This is a genomic window from Streptomyces sp. CA-179760 (assembly GCF_050937045.1).
Taxonomy (GTDB): domain Bacteria; phylum Actinomycetota; class Actinomycetes; order Streptomycetales; family Streptomycetaceae; genus Streptomyces.
Genome location: NZ_JBNJLZ010000001.1, coordinates 2,208,050 through 2,226,692, shown reverse-complemented (window position 1 = coordinate 2,226,692; position 18,643 = coordinate 2,208,050). Strand labels below are relative to the sequence as shown.

Below are 18,643 nucleotides of genomic sequence, written 5' to 3'. Positions count from 1 at the left end.
GCGAGCGGGTGCCGGGCGAGTCGCCTCCCAATCACCCGTCCGTACGGTCGCGCTCCGGCGCGGCTCCGCTTGCGGTCACCCCTCCGACGCCGGCTCCACATCCGCGAGGAGCTGCCCGAACGCCGCCTCGTCCACGACCGGCGTGCCGAACTGCCGCGCCTTGACCACCTTGGACGTGCCCGAGTCCGGGTCGTTCGTGACGAGCAGGCTGGTCAGCCGGGACAGACTGGTGGCCACGTGCAGCCCGGCCTCGGTCGCGCGGTCCTCCAGCAGATCGCGCTCCACCGAGGTGTCACCCGAGAAGGCGACCCGCATGCCCTGCTTGAGCCGCCCGCCCGCCTCGTAGCGCCCCGGGTTGGGATAGGGGCAGGCGGGGCGCTTGCGGGCCGGGCGCCAACTGGTCGGCCGGTAACCGCCGTAGCCCGCCTGCTGTCCGATGCGGGGCGCGGGACGGTCCGACCACTCGGTCAGCGGCCGGCACTCGAGCAGCGGCAGTCGCACCCCGTTCGCCGCCGCGGCCCTGAGGCTGGGCCGGAACGCCTCGGCCAGTACGCGCGCGTCGTCCAGCGCGTGGTGCGCCCGCTGCTGGACGACGCCGAAGTGCGCGGCGAGGGACTCCAGCTTGTGGTTGGGCAGCGGAAGCCCGAGTTCCTTGGAGAGCGCGATGGTGCACAGCCGCTGGCGCACCGGTGCCTCGCGCTTCGCGCGCGCGTACTCCCGGGCGATCATCTGCCAGTCGAAGACGGCGTTGTGCGCGACGAGCACTCGCCCCTCGAGCCGGGTCGTGAACTCCTCGGCGATGTCCTGGAAGAGGGGAGCGCCCTCGAGTGCCTCGCTCGTCAGTCCGTGGATCCACACGGGGCCGGGGTCGCGCTCCGGGTTCACCGTCGAGTACCAGTGGTCCTCGACCTCGCCGCGTGCGTCAAGCCGGTAGACGGCCGCGGAGATGATGCGATCGTCCCGGGCCAGACCTGTGGTCTCCACGTCAACGACCGCGTATCCCTGGGGATACGCGGCCGGCCATGACGTGGGAGAGGGCACTGCGGTCGTCAGGTCATCGAGCATGGTCCCTGAGGATACGGGCCACGACTGACACCACCGCCCGCCAGGTGCGCTCACTTGGCCCTTCCGATACTCCCTCAGGCGTGTTGTCCGGTCTGTCCGTTCGCGAGGCGTACGTCTGTCCGACGCTCAGTCATGCCGATTGCACTCCGATTGGTGGAGATCACCAAGAAGCAAGCGCGTACCGTCGGTAATACTTGTGGGTAACAACGTCTAGTCGGGGCAGGACGGCGGTCCTACGGTGCTTGCATGCCGAACCTGCCCGATGTCGTGCTGTGGTCGATCCCCGCCTTTGTGCTGCTCACCGTGGTCGAGATGGTGAGCTGCCGTCTCCATCCCGACGAGGACGCGGAGGGCTACGAGGCGAAGGACGCCGCCACGAGCGTCGGCATGGGCCTCGGCAGTCTCGTCTTCGACTTCCTCTGGAAGATCCCGATCGTCGCCCTCTATACGGCCCTCTACGAACTCACGCCCCTGCGCGTGCCCGTCCTGTGGTGGACCGTCCCGCTGATGCTGCTCGGGCAGGACTTCTTCTACTACTGGTCCCACCGCGGCCACCACGTCATCCGCGTCCTGTGGGCCTGCCACGTCGTCCACCACTCCAGCCGGAAGTTCAACTTCACCACCGCGCTGCGCCAGCCCTGGACGTCCCTGACCGTGTGGCCGTTCTACGTCCCGCTCATAGCCGCCGGAGTCCACCCCGCGGCGCTCGCGTTCTGCTCCTCCGCGAACCTCGTCTACCAGTTCTGGATCCACACCGAGCGGATCGACAAGATGCCCCGCTGGTTTGAGTTCGTCCTCAACACCCCCTCGCACCACCGCGTCCACCACGCCTCCCAGGGCGGTTACCTCGACCGCAACTTCGGCGGCATCCTCATCGTCTGGGACCGGCTGTTCGGCTCGTTCGCCCCCGAGACCGAGCGGCCCGTGTACGGACTGACCAAGAACATCGACACGTACAACCTGCTGAAGGTGGCGACGCACGAATACGTGTCCATCGCGAAGGACTTGAAGGCGGCGCAGAGCTGGCGCGAGCGCGCGGGACGCGTGTTCCGGGGCCCGGGCTGGGGGCCCGCCCCCGCTCCCGCACCGACGGCGACCCTGGCTACGGCTACGGCTACGGCTACGGCTACGGCTACGGTTTCGGCTCCGCCGACAGACCCTGCCGCGGCCCCGACCACCCCCGCCGGTGAGAGCACGCCGGCGTGACCCCCTCCCGCCTCCTCCTCGCAGCCTTCGGTCTCGCCGCCGCCGTCGACCTCGTCTCCCTCGCGGCCGGCTTCGACGCCGGGCACACCGTGGCCAAGCCCCTGCTGATGCCGCTCCTGGCCCTGTGGGCCGGCCTGCGCCAGGCTCCCCGGCTGCTCCTGGCCGCCCTGCTGTTCGGCTGGGGCGGGGACGTCCTGCTGCTGTCCGACGCCGAGCCGGCCTTCCTCGCCGGCATGGGCTCCTTCGCCGCGGGCCATGTCTGCTACCTCGTTCTCTTCAGGACGTACGGCAGCCGGAACGCGGTCCCACGCGCGCGTGCGGGCCTGATCGCCCTCGGCTACGGCACCGCCCTCGTCACGACCGTCGCGCTGCTGTGGCCGGACCTGCCCGCGGACCTGCGCGTGCCCGTCGCCGGATACAGCCTCCTGCTCACGGCCATGGCGTACGGGTCCGTCACCCGGCTCGGCCTCTACGCCGGGCTCGGCGGCGCGCTGTTCCTGCTTTCCGACACGCTCATCGCGACCGGCGTCGCCGACTGGCCGCAGCTGCCCAGGCCGGACTTCTGGATCATGCTCACCTACATCGCCGCGCAGGCCCTGCTGGCCGGCGGCACGCTGGGGACGCTCAACGCGCGCAGGGCACCGGCCGCGACGTACGGCGAGATGCGGGCCGTCTGAGGCTCATGGCTCACCAGCGAATGGGGACCGGAAGGGCCGTCAGCAGTCCGGACAGCGCGACCACCAGGCCCAGCGCGACGACCTCCGCCCGTGCGGGCGCACACGCGCTCAGCGGATCGGCCGCCCGGCGCAGCCGGCTCCGGGCCCACAGGGCGAGGGCGGCGACGGCGGCCACGAGCAGCGCCTTGGCAAGCAGGGCACGCCCGTACGCCGTGGCCGTCAGCTGCTCCAGGATCGTCCCCGGCGGCATCCGGCGCAGCGAACTCCACACACCCGTCGCGGTGATGGCGGCGAGCAGCACGGCCGCCACGCGCGCGTAGAGGCCCAGCAGGGCCGCGCCCGCTCCCTTGTCGGACCGGGCGTGCCACAGGCGCAGGATCCGCAGCGCGTGCAGCAGACCGCCCACCCACAGTGCCGCGCAGGTCAGGTGGACGAGCGTCAGTCCGGAGCCGGTCAGCGGGCTCTGCTCGGCCGGGGGGTGCGCGCGCAGCGCCTCCGTGACGACCACGGCGGCCAGCGGCCACACCTGCGCGGCCGGCCGGCGCGACACGGAGCACAGCCCTGCCACCAGGAAGGCGTTGACCTCGAGCAGGGCGAGCTTGCCGTCCCGGGACGCGTGGAGCCCGCCGACGTCCATGTCCGACAGGTTGCCCGGGGCGAGATTGCCCGTGGCCACGACCGAGGCGAGCCCCAGGGCGGCGACGAAACCGACGGCGGCGGCGAAGGGCGACCAGCTGCGGGGTACGGCCAAGGGGTGGTCGGTGGCCCCCTCCGTACCCGGCACGGAACGTGCCAGCCGGTTCACGAACAGCTCACCGACCGGGACGCACAGCGCCGCGAACAGCATTGTGCGCAGCAGGGCGATGCCGCCGGCCCCGGGCGCCGAGGCCTCCCCGGTGCCGTGCAGCGCGGTGGACGGGCCGAGCAGCGGGATCAGCGCGGCCAGGGCCACCAGGACCAGGACGGCGACGGCACGGCCCGCACCGGTACGCCCTGCGGGCCCGCCGCTGTCGGGCACTCCTGGCGTGGGTCTTGTCAAGGTCACCCCAAGATCTTCACCAACCTTCACATGGTCGGGCAAGTCCAGGGGAGCGAACTCAGTCGGCGTCGGACGCGGCCGCCCACCACAGCCGCACTTCCCTGCTCACGTCCGTGGGGCGCAGCTCCCACCCCTGTGCGAGCGCGACCTCGGCGACGTACCACCCGCCGACACCACGGTATTTCCGTATGGGTATCGCACACTCCAGGGGCGGTCGTGGCTTCTGTCGCTCGACCGGGGCCGAGGCTTGGGCGGTCCACTTCGCGACCGCCTTGTCCACGCGCGCCTTGTAGAAGCCGGCGTCACCCTCATGGCGTAGCTCCGGCCAGGACACGCACCAGGAGGCCAGGCGCCCGACGCGCAGCACCGTCCCGCCCGCGGCTTCGATGAAGCGGCGTTCGAGGGTGCTGCTGAAAGCCGTGATCACCTCGGCGAACATCCCGACGACGAAGAGCACCGCCGCCACCGCCACCCACAGCGCACACACCACCGGAAACCACACCACGCTCCCCGCGAACCGCAGAGCCAACTGCCACCGTGGCCGCACCGGTTCGGCGGTCCAGGTCGGGGGATCTTCGTACACGTCCATGACAAGAGATCCTGCCGCAGGGACGCAGCGGGCCGGGCGGGTGCCCCCGCCCGGCCCGGACCGCTTTCACACGAGCTCTACCTGGTCACCGCGTCCAGTGCGTCCGCGATGCCCCAGCCGTAGAAACCGTTGCGGTTCTTGGAGCCCTCGCACACCGCGTCGATCTTGCCGTCGGCGTCGATGTCGTAGGGGTCCGTGCACGGCGTGGCGTCGGCCTCCGCGTAGAGCAGGGCCTTCACCAGGGCCGGGGAGCGTACGGGTGGGTCGACTTGATGAGGGCGGCGACGCCCGCGACATGCGGGGACGCCATCGACGTACCGGCCATGTAGCCCCACTTGCCGCCCGGCAGCGTGCCCAGGATCAGCCCGCTCGTGGCAGGCGCCTCCGGCTTCTGGTAGGCGGTCGAGTCACCGCCCGGGGCGGCGATGTCGGCGACGCCCAGCCCGTAGTTGGAGAAGGACGACTTGATGCCCTTCGCGCCCGTCGAGGCGACCGTGACGACACCCGGCAGCTGGGTCGGGATGTCGAGGCACTCCGAGGGGTCGACGGTGCGGTCGCCCGGCGTGGTGTCGTTCGGGGACGACGGGTCGGTGATCTCGTCGGCCGAGAGGTCGTAGTTCTCGTTGCCCGCCGCCGCGACGTTGACCGCACCCTTCTTCTCCGCGTACCGGGAGGCCCGGCCGACCGCGTCCAGGAGCGCCTTCTGGTCCGGGTCGTCGCCGCAGTTGAAGTACCAGGGGTCGGTGTAGTAGCTGTTGTTGGTGACGTCGACCCCGTGCTCGGCGGCCCAGACGAAGCCGCACACCACGGCCTCCGTGTAGAAGAAGCCGTCCGGGTTGGACACCTTGATGCCGGAGACCTTCACCCCGGGCGCGACACCGGTCATGCCGATGCCGTTCTTGGCGGCCGCGATCTCACCCGCCACATGGGTGCCGTGCGGGCTCTCCGAGGCACCGGGCCGCCAGGCCCCGTCCGCGGTGTCCGGCTTGCCCGACACGCAGTTGACCGACGCCTTGCGGTCGAAGTTGGGCGCGATGTCGGGGTGGGTGTCGTCGACGCCGGTGTCGATCACGGCGACCGTGACCTTCTTGCTGCCGAGCGACTTCTCGTGTGCCTTGTCCGCCTTGATGGCCGGCAGGTCCCACTGCTGGGGCTGGAGCGGGTCCTGCCCGGCGGGGGCCTCGGCCTTGGCGACCTCGGCCGCGCTCAGCGCCTTCGGCGTGCCCAGGTCGCCCGTCGTCGCCGTGGGCAGCGGCTTGGTGCGGGTGGCACCGGCTGACTGGACGCCGCGCACCTTGCGGACGGTCTTGGCGAAGTCGGGGTTCGAGGAGTGGACGACGATGACGCCTATCTGGTCGTACGACGTCACGATCGTGCCCCCGGCCTTGCCGACGGCCTTCTTCACATGCGCCGAAGTGCCGTGCCCCGGCTTGACGTTGACCACGTAGCTGAGCGGGGTCGCGTCGGCCGAGACCGCCGGGGTGGCGTCCTCGGCGGCCGTGGCCGTGGTGTTCGGCAGGAACGCGAGGGCCGTGGCCATGGCCATCCCGGCCGGGATCGCGACGGCGCGGCGGTAGCGCGCGTGCGGCGCTGTCATGGTGTCTCCAGTAGGTTCGCGGTACGAGCTGATGAAGCTGACGGTGCGTGAAGTCTCAGGATGCACACGTCACTTGACCGCGCGCAGCGCGTTGACGATGCCGTATCCGTAGAAGCCGTTGACACGCTTGCCGCCCTCGCACGTGGCGTCCTGGGTGCCGTCGCCGTCCTGGTCGTAGGACTCGGGGCAGGCGGTCCGGTCGGCCTGCGCCTTCAGCAGCGCCTGGAGCTGGGCCGGAGACGCCTTGGGGTGCTTGGACTTCAGCAGCGCGGCGACACCGGAGGCGTGCGGGGAGGCCATCGAGGTGCCCTGGAGGAAGCCCCAGGTGCCGCCCGGCATGGTGGACAGGATGCGGCCGTTCTTCGAGGGCGTGTCGGGTATCTGGTAGCGCCCGTCACCGCCCGGCGCGGCGACGTCGACGACGCCCTTGCCGTACGTCGAGAAGTACGACTTGACGTTGTTGACGCCCGTCGAGCTCACGGTGACGACACCCGGCAGCTGGTTCGGCACGTCGAAACACTCGTGCGGGTCGATGGTGCGCGGGGCGGGGGTGGAGTCGTCCGGGCTGGAGTCGTCGACGATCGCGTCCGAGTCCAGGTCGTGGTTGGAGTTGCCCGCCGCGGCGACGTTCAGTGTGCCCTTCTTCTGGGCGTACAGCTGGGCCCTGTTGACCGCGTCGACGATGGCCCGCTGGTCCGGATCGTCCATGCAGTTGTACAGCCAGGGATCGACGTAGTAGCTGTTGTTCGTGATCTCGACGCCATGGTCGGCGGCGAACACGAAGGCACACACGACGCTCTCCGGGTAGAAGAGGCCGTTGGCCCGGTCGGTGACGTTGATGCTGGACACCTTCACACCAGGTGCGACGCCCGCAACGCCCGTGCCGTTGCGGGCGGCGGCTATCTCACCCGCGACATGCGTGCCGTGGTAGTCCTCGGGGGTGTACGGCCGCCAGGAGCCCTCGCTGGTGTCGGGCTTGCCGCCGGCGCAGTTGGCGGACTGCGACGCGGAGAAGTTCGGGGCGATGTCGGGGTGGGTGTCGTCGACGCCGGTGTCGATCACGGCGACGGTCACCTTGCGGCTGCCCGGGTTGATCTTCGCGGCCTTGTCGGCGCCGATCGCGCGCAGATCCCACTGGTCGGCTTCGAGGGGCTCGCTCTCGGGCGTCTTCGCCGAGGCGGCCTCGACCCGCGCGGCCTGGGCGCCGGTCAGATACTGCGCCGCGCCCTCCTCCTTCGTCCCCGCCGCGGTCAGCGGCGTCGTCCTGGTCGCACCCGCCGACCGGACGCCGCGCACCTTGCGGATGGACTTGGCGAAATCGGCGTTCGAGGAGTGGACGACGATCACGCCGATCCGCTCGTACGTGGTCACGACCGAGCCGCCGGCCTTGCCGATCGCCTTCTTCACCGACGAGATGGTGCGACGGTCCACCTTGGTGTTCACGACGTACGCCAGCTTCGGCGCGTCCGCCGAGGGCGCGGACGACTCCACACGCGGGGCCGCCGAAGCGGCAGCCGGCAGAAAGCCCAAGGAGGCCGTGAGTGACAGCACGACGGGCACGGCGAGGGCGAGCCGGCGTCTGGAACGCAGCTGGGACATGGGGTCTCCACATCATCCGGAAACGAAACCGGCCCGAGGCACAGGTGGTGCTCGGGCAGGTACATGACGGGGTGGTGCAGGGCGAAGCTATCCCGCGCTCTCGCTGGCCAGCAACGGTTTGCCGAAACGACTTCGGAAAGAACGCCGGGCGGTTGAACCGGTTCTCGCGTGCCGCCGTGACGTTGAGCAGGGAGCGCGAGGACACTCGCCTCCGTCCCCGTACAGAACCGCTTCCGTCGTCACGAGGAGACTCTCCGTGTCCACCGATGCACCGCCCCCCTCGAAAGAGCAACACAAACTCCCCTCACCCGAGGAGTTCGCCGAGGTGCAGGAGAGCGCGGAGTTCGGTGAACTGCGCCGCTCCTACCGCTCCTTCGCCTTTCCGCTGACCGTCGCCTTCATCGCCTGGTACCTGCTGTACGTGCTGCTGTCGAACTACGCGGGCGGCTTCATGGGCACCAAGCTGTTCGGCAACATCAACGTCGCCCTTCTCCTCGGCGTCGCGCAGTTCATCACCACGTTCCTCATCGCCTGGTGGTACTCGCGGCACGCCGCCGCGAAGCTCGACCCCAAGGCCGAGGCCATCAAGTCCCGGATGGAGGGCGGCGCATGAGCACCGCACAGCAGACCCTGCTCGCCGCGAACGAGGCCAGCGAGCACCGCCCGCTGATCATCACCCTGTTCGCGCTGTTCGTCCTGGCCACGCTCGGCATCACCGTCTGGGCCGGCCGCCAGACCAAGGACGCCGCCGACTTCTACGCGGGCGGCCGCCAGTTCAGCGCCTTCCAGAACGGCCTCGCGGTCTCCGGCGACTACATGTCGGCCGCGTCCTTCCTCGGCATCGCGGGTGCGATCGCCCTCTTCGGCTACGACGGCTTCCTGTACTCCATCGGCTTCCTGGTCGCCTGGCTGGTCGCCCTCCTCCTGGTGGCGGAGCCGCTGCGCAACTCCGGCCGCTACACCATGGGCGACGTGCTCGCGTACCGCATGCGCCAGCGCCCGGTCCGCACTGCCGCAGGTACGTCCACGATCGTCGTGTCGATCTTCTACCTGCTGGCCCAGATGGCCGGCGCGGGCGTCCTCGTCTCGCTGCTGCTCGGCATCACCTCCGACGCCGGCAAGATCCTCATTGTGGCCCTCGTCGGCCTCCTGATGGTCGTGTACGTCTCCATCGGCGGTATGAAGGGCACCACCTGGGTCCAGATGGTCAAGGCCGTGCTGCTCATCGGCGGCACGATCCTGATCACCTTCCTGGTCCTGCTGAAGTTCAACTTCAACATCTCCGACCTGCTCGGCCAGGCCGCAGAGAACAGCGGAAAGGGCGCGGCGTTCCTGGAGCCCGGCCTCCAGTACGGCATGACCGGCACGTCCAAGCTGGACTTCATCTCCCTCGGCATCGCCCTGGTGCTCGGCACCGCCGGCCTGCCGCACATCCTGATCCGCTTCTACACGGTGCCCGACGCCAAGGCCGCCCGTAAGTCGGTGAACTGGGCGATCGGCATCATCGGCGGCTTCTACCTGATGACCATCGCCCTCGGCTTCGGCGCCGCCGCGCTGATCTCCCAGGACGAGATCATCGCCTCCAATCCGTCCGGCAACACGGCGGCACCCCTGCTCGCGCTGCACCTCGGCGGTGTCGACTCGACCTGGGGCGCGATCCTGCTCGCCACGATCTCGGCGGTCGCCTTCGCGACGATCCTCGCGGTCGTCGCCGGCCTCACCCTCGCCTCGTCGTCGTCCTTCGCGCACGACATCTACGCCAACGTCATCCGCAAGGGGAAGGCGTCCGGCGCCGAGGAGGTCCGTGCGGCCCGCTGGGCGACCGTCTTCATCGGCGTCGTCTCCATCGGCCTCGGCGCCCTCGCCCGCGACCTGAACGTGGCCGGCCTGGTCGCCCTCGCCTTCGCGGTCGCGGCCTCCGCCAACCTGCCGACGATCCTCTACAGCCTGTTCTGGAAGCGCTTCACCACCCAGGGCGCCCTGTGGTCGATCTACGGCGGTCTGATCGTCGCCGTCGGCCTGGTGCTGTTCTCGCCCGTCGTCTCCGGCGACCCGAAGGCGATGTTCCCCGAGGTGGACTTCGCCTGGTTCCCGCTGAAGAACCCGGGCATCATCTCCATCCCCTTCGGCTTCCTCATGGGCTGGCTCGGCACCGTCCTGTCCAAGGAGGAGCCGGACGCCAAGAAGTACGCCGAGCTGGAGGTCAGGTCCCTGACCGGTACCGGCGCCCACTGAGCACCAGCCCCCTCACGCGGCCGCGTCGTAGGAACCTCCAGGTCCCTGCGGCGCGGCCGCGTTCCGCGTCGTGGGATCGGGCCTGTGGAGTTGTCAGTGGGGTCACGTAGGCTCGCAGGTGCCGGAGAAGAAATGCTCCGGGCACGATCCGCGTCGAGGGAGGGGGCCCACGTGCTCATCGACACCTACGGCCGGCAGGCCACCGACCTGAGGGTCTCGCTGACCGACCGGTGCAACCTGCGCTGCACCTACTGCATGCCCGAGGAAGGTCTGCAGTGGCTGGCCAAGCCGGATCTGCTCACGGACGACGAGATCGTCCGGCTGATCGACATAGCGGTCATGTCCCTGGGTATCGAGGAGGTCCGCTTCACCGGTGGCGAGCCCCTGCTGCGCCCAGGCCTGGTCGGCATCGTCGAGTGCGTCGCGGCTCTGGAAAAGCGCCCCCAGATGTCGTTGACCACCAACGGCATCGGCCTCAAGCGCACGGCGTCGGCCCTGAAGGCGGCGGGCCTGGACCGGGTCAACGTCTCCCTCGACACGCTCCGCCCGGACGTCTTCAAGACCCTCACCCGCCGCGACCGCCACAAGGACGTCATCGAGGGCCTGCACGCCGCCCGCGACGCCGGCCTGACCCCGGTCAAGGTCAACTCGGTCCTGATGCCGGGTCTCAACGACGACGAGGCCCCCGACCTCCTCGCCTGGGCCGTGGAGCACGACTACGAGCTGCGCTTCATCGAGCAGATGCCCCTGGACGCCCAGCACGGCTGGAAGCGTGACGGCATGATCACGGCAGGGGACATCCTGACCTCCCTGCGCACCCGCTTCGAGCTGACCGCCGAGGGCGAGGAGAAGCGCGGATCGGCCCCGGCGGAGCGCTGGCTGGTGGACGGCGGGCCGCATGTCGTCGGCGTCATCGCCTCCGTCACCCGCCCCTTCTGTGCGGCCTGCGACCGCACCCGCCTCACCGCCGACGGGCAGATACGCACCTGCCTCTTCGCCCAGGAGGAAACCGACCTCCGCGCCGCCCTGCGCTCAGACGCCCCGGACGAGGAGATCGCCCGCATCTGGCGCCTGGCGATGTGGGGCAAGAAGGCGGGAGCGGGCCTGGACGACCCGACGTTCGTACAGCCGGACCGTCCGATGTCGGCGATCGGGGGCTAGGAGCCCTGCGCGGACTCCCACTCCTGCAGAAGAACCACGTCCTTCAAAAACCCCCGCACCCCGAGGAACTGCGACAGATGCTCGCGATGCTCCTCACACGCGAGCCACGTCTTGCGCCGCTCCGGCGTATGGATCTTCGGGTTGTTCCACGCGAGCACCCACACCGCATCGGCGCGGCAGCCCTTCGCGGAACAGATGGGCGTCTCGTCACTCACAGCTCTGTCTCACCACTGCACACATAAGAACCGCACACAGAAAAGGCGACGCCGAGCAGCCACGGGGGGAGCTGCCCGGCGTCGGTCCGTCGCTCCGACGGGGGATGCGGAGCGCGTACGAAGTATGTCACGGGTAACCCCGACCCCGGCACCTGAACAACATGATTGATCTGAGCTTTTCTTGAGCTTGGCAGGAAGATGACTTCCGTTTGTCACCGCCCCCGGACGCCCCTACTGCTCCCGCGAATCGGTCTTCGCACCCGGCGTGTGCCCGGACTCCGCATCTTCCGCGGCGGATTCCGCGGAACCGTCCGGCGCACCCGGCGGCGCGATCATCGGCCGCGTCGGCGCCGCGACGAACGTCGACGGCAGAGACGGCGCGTTCTCGCGCCCGGCATTCGCGATCACCACCGCGATGTACGGCAGCACCAGCCCGAGCACCAACGCCACGATGGCGACGTGCCGTTCGACGTTCCACAACGTGGCCGCGAGGATCACGGAGATCGTGCGGACCGTCATCGAGATCACGTACCGGCGCTGCCGCCCGCGTACGTCCTCCTGAAGTCCCGTCCGGGCGCCGGTGATCCGGAAAACCTGGACGTTGCCGTCGCCATGCTGCTTCCGCATCGCATTCCACCATCCGCCCGTATCGGACTCTCCCCGCCCCGTGGCCGTCCCCGGCCGGCCGGGGAACCCGACCAGGACAGCTTCCACGTTACGCCGCGGCTGCGCCCGCTACGAGACCGGGGCCCGTCCGGCCGAGGCGATGGGCGTGCGCCGTGGCGCGTACGGCCATCCCCGGCATGCGGCGTACGGCACCTGGGCCGACACTGGCCGTAGAGCTCACGTCGAGCCGTACGAGGAGGCAGCGATGGGCTGGTTGTGGGCGATCATCGTGGGACTGGTACTCGGCCTGCTCGCCAAGGCGATCATTCCGGGCAAGCAGCACTTGCCCCTGTGGCTGACCGTCATCCTGGGCATCATCGGAGGCATCGCCGGCAACGCCATCGCCCGGGCGGCCGGTGTCGACGCCACATCGGGCATCGACTGGTGGCGGCATGTCTTCCAGCTGGTCATGGCGATCATCCTCGTCGGCCTCGGGGACAAGGCCTGGACGGCCGCACGGGGAGACAGACAGAGGGCGTGACGGCGGGGCGCACGGCGAAGGGGGCCGCCTCCGCACCGGAGACGACCCCCTTCCCACGCATGCTCAGCCGCCCGTGACCTCGACCGCCGCCAGGTTCTTCTTCCCCCGGCGCAGCACCAGCCACCGGCTCTGCAGCAGGTCCTCCTTGGCGGGGACCGCGTCCTCGCCGGTGACCTTGACGTTGTTCACGTACGCGCCGCCCTCCTTGACCGTGCGGCGCGCGGCCGACTTGCTGGCCACCAGGCCGACCTCGGCGAACAGGTCGACGACCGGGCCGAGCTCGGAGACCTGGATGTGAGGCACCTCCGACAGGGCCGCGGCCAGCGTCTTCTCGTCGAGCTCCGCCAGCTCGCCCTGCCCGAAGAGGGCCTTGGACGCGGCGATCACGGCGGCCGTCTGGTCGGCGCCGTGCACCAGCGTCGTCAGCTCCTCGGCCAGGGCACGCTGCGCGGCACGGGCCTGCGGACGCTCCTCGGTCTGCCGCTCCAGCTCCTCCAGCTCCGCACGGGAGCGGAAGGACAGGATGCGCATGTACTTCGAGATGTCCCGGTCGTCCACGTTCAGCCAGAACTGGTAGAACGCGTACGGCGTCGTCATCTCCGGGTCGAGCCAGACGGCGCCGCCCTCGGTCTTGCCGAACTTGGTGCCGTCCGCCTTGGTCATCAGCGGCGTCGCCAGAGCGTGTGCCGTGGCGTCCGGCTCCAGCCGGTGGATCAGGTCCAGGCCCGCTGTGAGGTTGCCCCACTGGTCGCTGCCGCCCTGCTGGAGCGTGCAGCCGTACCTGCGGTAGAGCTGCAGGAAGTCCATGCCCTGCAGCAACTGGTAGCTGAACTCCGTGTAGCTGATGCCCTCGGAGGACTCCAGGCGCCGGGCCACGGAGTCCTTCGTCAGCATCTTGTTGACGCGGAAGTGCTTGCCGATGTCCCGCAGGAACTCGATCGCGGAGAGGTTCTCCGTCCAGTCGAGGTTGTTGACCATGAGGGCCGCGTTCTCGCCCTCGAAGGTCAGGAACGGCTCGATCTGGGAACGCAGCTTGCCGACCCAGCCGGTCACCGTCTCCGGGTCGTTCAGCGTGCGCTCCGCCGTCGGGCGCGGGTCGCCGATCAGGCCCGTGGCACCGCCGACCAGCGCCAGCGGCCGGTGACCGGCCTGCTGGAGCCGCCGCACGGTGAGCACCTGCACCAGGTGCCCCACGTGCAACGACGGGGCCGTCGGGTCGAAGCCGCAATAGAACGTGACGGGACCGTCCGCGAGCGCCTTGCGCAAAGCGTCCTCGTCAGTGGACAGGGCGAACAGCCCGCGCCACTTCAGCTCGTCGACGATGTCCGTCACGGTTCTCGTATCTCCTTGAGTGGGCTCGAACGGAGTGGTCTCGTAATCAGGTACGAGGTTATACGCCCTGACTGACAGAGCTCATATTGAAGTCGGGCACCCGCAGGGCCGGCATCGCGGCCCTGGTGAACCAGTCGCTCCATTCCCTCGGCAGCGTCTTCTCCGTCCGCCCGGCCTCCGTCACCCGGCCCAGCAGGCCGATGGGCGTCTCGTTGAACCTGAAGTTGTTCACCTCGCCGGTCACCTCGCCGTTCTCGACCAGGTAGACGCCGTCCCGGGTCAGGCCCGTCAGCAGCAGGGAGGCCGGGTCGACCTCGCGGATGTACCACAGACAGGTCAGCAGCAGCCCGCGCTCGGTGTTCGCCACCATCTCGTCCAGGGAGCGGTCGTCGCCCCCGTCCAGGATCACGTTGTCGATGCCCGGCGCCACCGGCAGACCGGTCAGGCCCGCGCTGTGGCGGCTGGTCGTCAGGTGCCGCAGCTCTCCCTCACGCATCCACTCCGTGGCCGCCAGCGGCAGCCCGTTGTCGAACACCGACTCGTCGCCACCGGAGGAGTGCGCGATCACGAAGGGCGCCGACTCCAGACCGGGCTCGTTCGGGTCGCTGCGCAGGGTCAGCGGCAGATCGGTCAGCTTCTCGCCGACCCGCGTGCCGCCGCCCGGCTTGGAGAACACCGTGCGGCCCTCGACCGCGTCCCGGCCCGACGCCGACCACAACTGGTAGATCAGCAGGTCCGCCACGGCCGACGGCGGCAGCAGCGTCTCGTACCGGCCCGCGGGCAGCTCCACACGCCGCTCGGCCCACCCGAGGCGCACCGCCAGCTCCGCGTCCAGGGCCGCCGGGTCGACGTCCTTGAAGTCCCGCGTGGAGCGCCCGGCCCAGGCGGACCGGGTCCGGTCCGGGGACTTGGCGTTCAGCTCCAGCGTCCCGTTCGGCTGGTCGTGCCGCAGCCGCAGCCCCGTGGAGGTGCCCAGGTACGTCGACACCAGTTCGTGGTTGGCGAACCCGTACAGCTCCCGGCCGCCCGCACGCGCGCGTGCGAAGGCCTCGCCGAGCGCCGGGGCGAAGTCGGCGAACACCGCGGAGGAGGTCTCGGCGGGCGCCTCCGTGTACTCCGGACTCGCGGCCACGCCCGTGACCAGCGGCTGCGCGTCCTCGGCGGGCCCGGCCCCCCGCGCGGCCGCCTCGGCGGCCCGCACCAGGGGCTCCAGCTCGTCGGCGGTCACGGCGGACCGCGACACCACCCCCGAGGCCGTGCCCTCCTTGCCGTCCACCGTCGAGACGACGGTGAGCGTGCGCCCGCGCGTGACGCCGTTCGTGGTCAGGGCGTTGCCCGCCCAGCGCAGGTTGGCGGTGGACTGCTCGTCGGCGATGACGACACAGCCGTCCGCCCGGGACAGTTCGAGGGCGCGCTCGACGACCTCGTGCGGCTTGCTGGTACGAGGGCTCATCGACCGGCCTCCTGCGTCGTGTTGAGAATGTTGACGCCCTTGAAGAGGGCCGACGGACAGCCGTGCGACACCGCCGCGACCTGGCCCGGCTGGGCCTTGCCGCAGTTGAAGGCACCGCCGAGCACATAGGTCTGCGGCCCGCCCACCGCGGACATCGAGCCCCAGAAGTCGGTGGTCGTCGCCTGGTAGGCCACGTCCCGCAGCTGTCCGGCGAGCCGCCCGTTCTCGATCCGGTAGAAGCGCTGACCCGTGAACTGGAAGTTGTAGCGCTGCATGTCGATCGACCAGGACCGGTCACCGACGACGTAGATCCCCCGTTCCACGCCCCCGATCAGGTCCTCGGTCGACATCCCGGCCGGGTCCGGCCGCAACGACACGTTGGCCATGCGCTGCACCGGCACATGCCCGGGGGAGTCGGCGTAGGCGCACCCGTTGGAGCGCTCGAACCCGGTCAGCTTCGCGATCCGCCGGTCCAGCTGGTAGCCGACGAGCGTGCCGTCCTTCACCAGGTCCCAGGACTGGCCCTCGACGCCCTCGTCGTCGTACCCGATCGTGGCGAGCCCGTGCTCGGCGGTGCGGTCGCCCGTGACGTTCATCAGCTCCGAGCCGTAGCGCAGCCTGCCCAGCTGGTCGAAGGTGGCGAAGGAGGTGCCGGCGTAGGCGGCCTCGTAGCCGAGCGCCCGGTCCAGCTCGGTCGCGTGCCCGATGGACTCGTGGATGGTCAGCCACAGGTTGGACGGGTCGACGACCAGGTCGTACAGGCCCGGATCCACACTCGGCGCGCGCATCTTCTCGGCGAGTAGCTCCGGGATCCGCTCCAGCTCGCCCTCCCAGTCCCAGCCGGTGCCCCGCAGATACTCCCAGCCGCGTCCCACGGGCGGCGCGAGGGTGCGCATCGAGTCGAACTCGCCGCTCGACTCGTCCACCGACACGGCGTTGAACACCGGGTGCAGCCGTACCCGCTGCTGCGTGGTCACGGTCCCCGCGGTGTCGGCGTAGAACTTGTTCTCGTGGACGGTGAGGAGCGAGGCGTCGACATGGTCCACCCCGTCGGCCGCCAGCAGCCGCGCGCTCCAGTCCGCGATCAGCCCGGCCTTCTCCTCGTCGGGCACCGTGAACGGATCGATCTCGTACGACGAGACCCACGTCTTCTCGGCGTGCACCGGTTCGCCGGCCAGCTCCACGCGCTCGTCCGACCCGGCCGCCTTGATCACCTGGGCGGACAGCTTCGCCATGGCGACCGCCTGCCCGGCGACCCTGGCGGCGGCGTCCATGCTGAGGTCGACACCGGACGCGAAACCCCAGGTGCCGCCATGCACCACCCGCACCGCGTACCCGAGGTCGGTGGTGTCCGACGACCCGGCGGGCTTGGCGTCCCGGAACCGCCAGGAGGCGCCCCGCACCCGCTCGAACCGGAAGTCCGCGTGCTCGGCACCGAGCGCACGCGCGCGTGCGAGGGCCGCGTCGGCGAGGGCGCGCAGGGGGAGGGCCGTGAAGGCCTCGTCGATGGTATGAGGCACCGCCGTCTCTTTCTGTCGAGGTGAGCGTGGTTGCCGTACTGCGTGACTGCTCCGATCATGTCGTCCATCCCGCGCGCGGGCCACGAGTTTCCGTACCCCGGGTGCGTGGCTTTCTGTAGGGACCCGACAGTGAGTCCCGTACGCCACTGTCGGTGCCCGATTGTCCGCGGGCGTGCCGGGACCGATAGGTTTTCGGGAAAGCCGCCTGTCATTGCCGCCTGTCGTCCAGGCGCCCGGGCGGGCGTTCCAGTCCGCTATCGAAAGGGTGATCCGTTGAGCCGCTCGGTTCTCGTCACCGGAGGCAACCGGGGGATCGGCCTCGCCATCGCCCGTGCCTTCGCCGATGCCGGCGACAAGGTCGCCATCACGTACCGCTCGGGTGAACCGCCGGCAGCCCTGACAGAATTGGGCTGCCTGGCCGTCAGGTGCGACATCACCGACCCCGAGCAGGTGGAGCAGGCCTACAAGGAGATCGAGGAGAACCACGGCCCCGTCGAGGTCCTCGTCGCCAACGCCGGCATCACCAAGGACCAGCTCCTGATGCGCATGTCCGAGGAGGATTTCACCTCGGTCATCGACACCAACCTCACCGGCACCTTCCGTGTGGTCAAGCGCGCCAACCGCGGCATGCTGCGGGCCAAGAAGGGCCGCGTCGTCCTGATCTCCTCGGTCGTCGGCCTCTACGGCGGCCCGGGCCAGGCCAACTACGCCGCCTCCAAGGCCGCCCTGGTCGGCTTCGCGCGCTCCCTCGCCCGTGAGCTGGGCTCGCGAAACCTCACCTTCAACGTCGTCGCGCCCGGCTTCGTCGACACCGACATGACCAAGGTGCTCACCGACGAGCAGCGTGCGGGCATCGTGAAGCAGGTGCCGCTCGGCCGGTACGCGCAGCCCGAGGAGATCGCCGCGACGGTGCGGTTCCTCGCCTCGGACGACGCCTCGTACATCACTGGAGCCGTCATTCCCGTTGACGGCGGACTGGGAATGGGTCACTGATCACCATGAGCGGAATTCTCGAGGGCAAGCGCGTCCTGATCACCGGTGTGCTGATGGAGTCCTCCATCGCCTTCCACGCCGCCAAGCTGGCCCAGGAGCAGGGCGCCGAGATCATCCTGACCGCCTTCCCGCGGCCCACGCTGACCGAGCGCATCGCCAGGAAGCTTCCCAAGCCCACCAAGGTCATCGAGCTGGACGTGACCAACGACGAGCACCTCGGGCGTCTGGCCGACATCGTCGGCGAGGAGCTGGGCGGCCTCGACGGCGTCGTCCACTCCATCGGCTTCGCCCCGCAGGACGCGCTCGGCGGCAACTTCCTGAACACCCCGTTCGAGTCGGTCGCCACGGCCATGCACGTCTCGGCGTACTCCCTGAAGTCGCTGACCATGGCCTGCCTGCCGCTGATGCAGAACGGCGGCTCCGTCGTGGGTCTGACCTTCGACGCGCAGTACGCCTGGCCGCAGTACGACTGGATGGGCCCGGCCAAGGCCGCCCTGGAGGCCACCAGCCGCTACATGGCCCGCGACCTGGGCAAGCAGAACATCCGCTGCAACCTGGTCTCGGCGGGCCCGATCGGCTCCATGGCCGCCAAGTCCATCCCGGGCTTCGGCGAGCTGGCCGCCGTCTGGGACGACCGTTCGCCGCTGGAGTGGGACCTCAAGGACCCCGAGCCGGCCGGCCGCGGCATCGTCGCGCTGCTGAGCGACTGGTTCCCGAAGACCACGGGCGAGATCATCCACGTGGACGGCGGTCTGCACGCCATCGGAGCCTGATCTCCCGTACGTCGTCGACGCCCCGTTCCCCGCAGCGCGCGG

At 70.0% G+C, this 18,643-nt stretch carries 17 protein-coding genes and 1 pseudogene; 8 read left to right on the top strand and 10 right to left on the bottom strand.

The genetic code is table 11. The features are described from left to right. Nucleotides 1–75: 75 nt before the first annotated feature. Nucleotides 76–1,065, bottom strand: a complete 990-nt coding sequence (locus ACQEV8_RS09920) for a DEDDh family exonuclease (RefSeq protein ID WP_432959091.1) — start codon at nucleotides 1,063–1,065, stop codon at nucleotides 76–78. A 246-nt stretch (nucleotides 1,066–1,311) separates the two neighbouring features. Between ACQEV8_RS09920 and ACQEV8_RS09915 the strand changes: the two genes are divergently transcribed. Together ACQEV8_RS09915 and ACQEV8_RS09910 are read left to right on the top strand one after the other, a co-directional pair. Continuing rightward, on the top strand, nucleotides 1,312–2,271 hold the full coding sequence (locus tag ACQEV8_RS09915; RefSeq protein WP_432959090.1) for a sterol desaturase family protein: 960 nt from the start codon (nucleotides 1,312–1,314) through the stop codon (nucleotides 2,269–2,271). Then, nucleotides 2,268–2,948, top strand: a complete 681-nt coding sequence (locus ACQEV8_RS09910; RefSeq protein ID WP_432959088.1) for a lysoplasmalogenase — start codon at nucleotides 2,268–2,270, stop codon at nucleotides 2,946–2,948. Before ACQEV8_RS09915 ends, ACQEV8_RS09910 begins: the two co-directional genes overlap by 4 nt. Before the next feature lie 10 nt (nucleotides 2,949–2,958). Here the strand turns inward: ACQEV8_RS09910 and ACQEV8_RS09905 are convergent, their stop codons facing one another. From ACQEV8_RS09905 to ACQEV8_RS09890, 4 genes and pseudogenes are all read right to left on the bottom strand, one after another. Continuing rightward, entirely contained in the window at nucleotides 2,959–3,993 is a 1,035-nt protein-coding gene (locus ACQEV8_RS09905) for a CopD family protein (RefSeq protein WP_432959086.1), read from the bottom strand. A gap of 52 nt (nucleotides 3,994–4,045) precedes the next feature. Next, on the bottom strand, nucleotides 4,046–4,576 hold the full coding sequence (locus ACQEV8_RS09900) for a hypothetical protein (protein ID WP_432959084.1): 531 nt from the start codon (nucleotides 4,574–4,576) through the stop codon (nucleotides 4,046–4,048). Between the two features lie 77 nt (nucleotides 4,577–4,653). Further along, nucleotides 4,654–6,173: pseudogene (locus tag ACQEV8_RS09895) on the bottom strand (S8 family serine peptidase). A gap of 69 nt (nucleotides 6,174–6,242) precedes the next feature. After that, nucleotides 6,243–7,772 (bottom strand): S8 family serine peptidase, encoded by a 1,530-nt coding sequence (locus ACQEV8_RS09890; protein WP_432959082.1) that lies wholly within the window; start codon nucleotides 7,770–7,772, stop codon nucleotides 6,243–6,245. A 256-nt stretch (nucleotides 7,773–8,028) separates the two neighbouring features. Here ACQEV8_RS09890 and ACQEV8_RS09885 point away from each other — a divergent pair, with 256 nt between their 5' ends. The 3 genes from ACQEV8_RS09885 to moaA all read left to right on the top strand — a co-directional run bounded on the left by ACQEV8_RS09885 (nucleotide 8,029) and on the right by moaA (nucleotide 11,168). Then, on the top strand, nucleotides 8,029–8,385 hold the full coding sequence (locus ACQEV8_RS09885; RefSeq protein WP_432959081.1) for a DUF485 domain-containing protein: 357 nt from the start codon (nucleotides 8,029–8,031) through the stop codon (nucleotides 8,383–8,385). Next, entirely contained in the window at nucleotides 8,382–10,007 is a 1,626-nt protein-coding gene (locus tag ACQEV8_RS09880; RefSeq protein WP_432959080.1) for a solute symporter family protein, read from the top strand. Before ACQEV8_RS09885 ends, ACQEV8_RS09880 begins: the two co-directional genes overlap by 4 nt. 171 nt (nucleotides 10,008–10,178) lie before the next feature. Next, on the top strand, nucleotides 10,179–11,168 hold the full coding sequence (gene moaA / locus ACQEV8_RS09875; RefSeq protein ID WP_432959078.1) for a GTP 3',8-cyclase MoaA: 990 nt from the start codon (nucleotides 10,179–10,181) through the stop codon (nucleotides 11,166–11,168). On the opposite strand, the gene ACQEV8_RS09870 is transcribed toward moaA, so the two are convergent. Both ACQEV8_RS09870 and ACQEV8_RS09865 read right to left on the bottom strand, forming a co-directional pair. Beyond that, a complete protein-coding gene (locus ACQEV8_RS09870) occupies nucleotides 11,165–11,383 on the bottom strand; it encodes a hypothetical protein (RefSeq protein ID WP_432959076.1) in 219 nt (72 codons plus the stop codon). The genes moaA and ACQEV8_RS09870 overlap by 4 nt on opposite strands. A 231-nt stretch (nucleotides 11,384–11,614) precedes the next feature. Next, a complete protein-coding gene (locus tag ACQEV8_RS09865; RefSeq protein ID WP_432959075.1) occupies nucleotides 11,615–12,010 on the bottom strand; it encodes a DUF3099 domain-containing protein in 396 nt (131 codons plus the stop codon). 244 nt (nucleotides 12,011–12,254) lie between these two features. On the opposite strand from ACQEV8_RS09865, the gene ACQEV8_RS09860 reads away from it, so the two are divergent. Further along, nucleotides 12,255–12,530, top strand: a complete 276-nt coding sequence (locus ACQEV8_RS09860; protein ID WP_399020083.1) for a GlsB/YeaQ/YmgE family stress response membrane protein — start codon at nucleotides 12,255–12,257, stop codon at nucleotides 12,528–12,530. 63 nt (nucleotides 12,531–12,593) lie between these two features. Here the strand turns inward: ACQEV8_RS09860 and tyrS are convergent, their stop codons facing one another. From tyrS to ACQEV8_RS09845, 3 genes are read right to left on the bottom strand one after another with little or no spacing between them, the layout of a single operon-like run. Beyond that, nucleotides 12,594–13,862 carry a tyrosine--tRNA ligase gene (tyrS, locus tag ACQEV8_RS09855; protein ID WP_432959074.1) on the bottom strand — a complete coding sequence of 423 codons (1,269 nt, stop codon included), beginning with the start codon at nucleotides 13,860–13,862 and terminating at the stop codon, nucleotides 12,594–12,596. 58 nt (nucleotides 13,863–13,920) lie between these two features. Continuing rightward, nucleotides 13,921–15,315 (bottom strand): metallopeptidase TldD-related protein, encoded by a 1,395-nt coding sequence (locus ACQEV8_RS09850; protein ID WP_432959072.1) that lies wholly within the window; start codon nucleotides 15,313–15,315, stop codon nucleotides 13,921–13,923. Next, the gene (locus ACQEV8_RS09845; protein WP_432959071.1) at nucleotides 15,312–16,835 is read right to left on the bottom strand and encodes a TldD/PmbA family protein; all 1,524 of its coding nucleotides are present in this window, start codon (nucleotides 16,833–16,835) and stop codon (nucleotides 15,312–15,314) included. Before ACQEV8_RS09845 ends, ACQEV8_RS09850 begins: the two co-directional genes overlap by 4 nt. A gap of 273 nt (nucleotides 16,836–17,108) precedes the next feature. On the opposite strand from ACQEV8_RS09845, the gene fabG reads away from it, so the two are divergent. Then, on the top strand, nucleotides 17,109–17,828 hold the full coding sequence (gene fabG, locus ACQEV8_RS09840; RefSeq protein WP_432959069.1) for a 3-oxoacyl-[acyl-carrier-protein] reductase: 720 nt from the start codon (nucleotides 17,109–17,111) through the stop codon (nucleotides 17,826–17,828). A gap of 5 nt (nucleotides 17,829–17,833) precedes the next feature. After that, complete coding sequence (gene fabI / locus ACQEV8_RS09835) at nucleotides 17,834–18,601, top strand: enoyl-ACP reductase FabI (RefSeq protein WP_432959067.1); 768 nt, start codon at nucleotides 17,834–17,836, stop codon at nucleotides 18,599–18,601. Nucleotides 18,602–18,643 lie beyond the last annotated feature (42 nt).

What these genes read in the sequence shown, in the direction of transcription:
- fabI (WP_432959067.1), top strand. Translation starts at nt 17,834, where the DNA reads ATGAGCGGAATTCTCGAGGGCAAGCGCGTCCTGATCACCGGTGTGCTG.
- ACQEV8_RS09880 (WP_432959080.1), top strand. Translation starts at nt 8,382, where the DNA reads ATGAGCACCGCACAGCAGACCCTGCTCGCCGCGAACGAGGCCAGCGAG.
- ACQEV8_RS09900 (WP_432959084.1), bottom strand. Translation starts at nt 4,576, where the DNA reads ATGGACGTGTACGAAGATCCCCCGACCTGGACCGCCGAACCGGTGCGG.
- ACQEV8_RS09890 (WP_432959082.1), bottom strand. Translation starts at nt 7,772, where the DNA reads ATGTCCCAGCTGCGTTCCAGACGCCGGCTCGCCCTCGCCGTGCCCGTC.
- ACQEV8_RS09920 (WP_432959091.1), bottom strand. Translation starts at nt 1,065, where the DNA reads ATGCTCGATGACCTGACGACCGCAGTGCCCTCTCCCACGTCATGGCCG.
- ACQEV8_RS09915 (WP_432959090.1), top strand. Translation starts at nt 1,312, where the DNA reads ATGCCGAACCTGCCCGATGTCGTGCTGTGGTCGATCCCCGCCTTTGTG.
- ACQEV8_RS09865 (WP_432959075.1), bottom strand. Translation starts at nt 12,010, where the DNA reads ATGCGGAAGCAGCATGGCGACGGCAACGTCCAGGTTTTCCGGATCACC.
- ACQEV8_RS09860 (WP_399020083.1), top strand. Translation starts at nt 12,255, where the DNA reads ATGGGCTGGTTGTGGGCGATCATCGTGGGACTGGTACTCGGCCTGCTC.
- ACQEV8_RS09850 (WP_432959072.1), bottom strand. Translation starts at nt 15,315, where the DNA reads ATGAGCCCTCGTACCAGCAAGCCGCACGAGGTCGTCGAGCGCGCCCTC.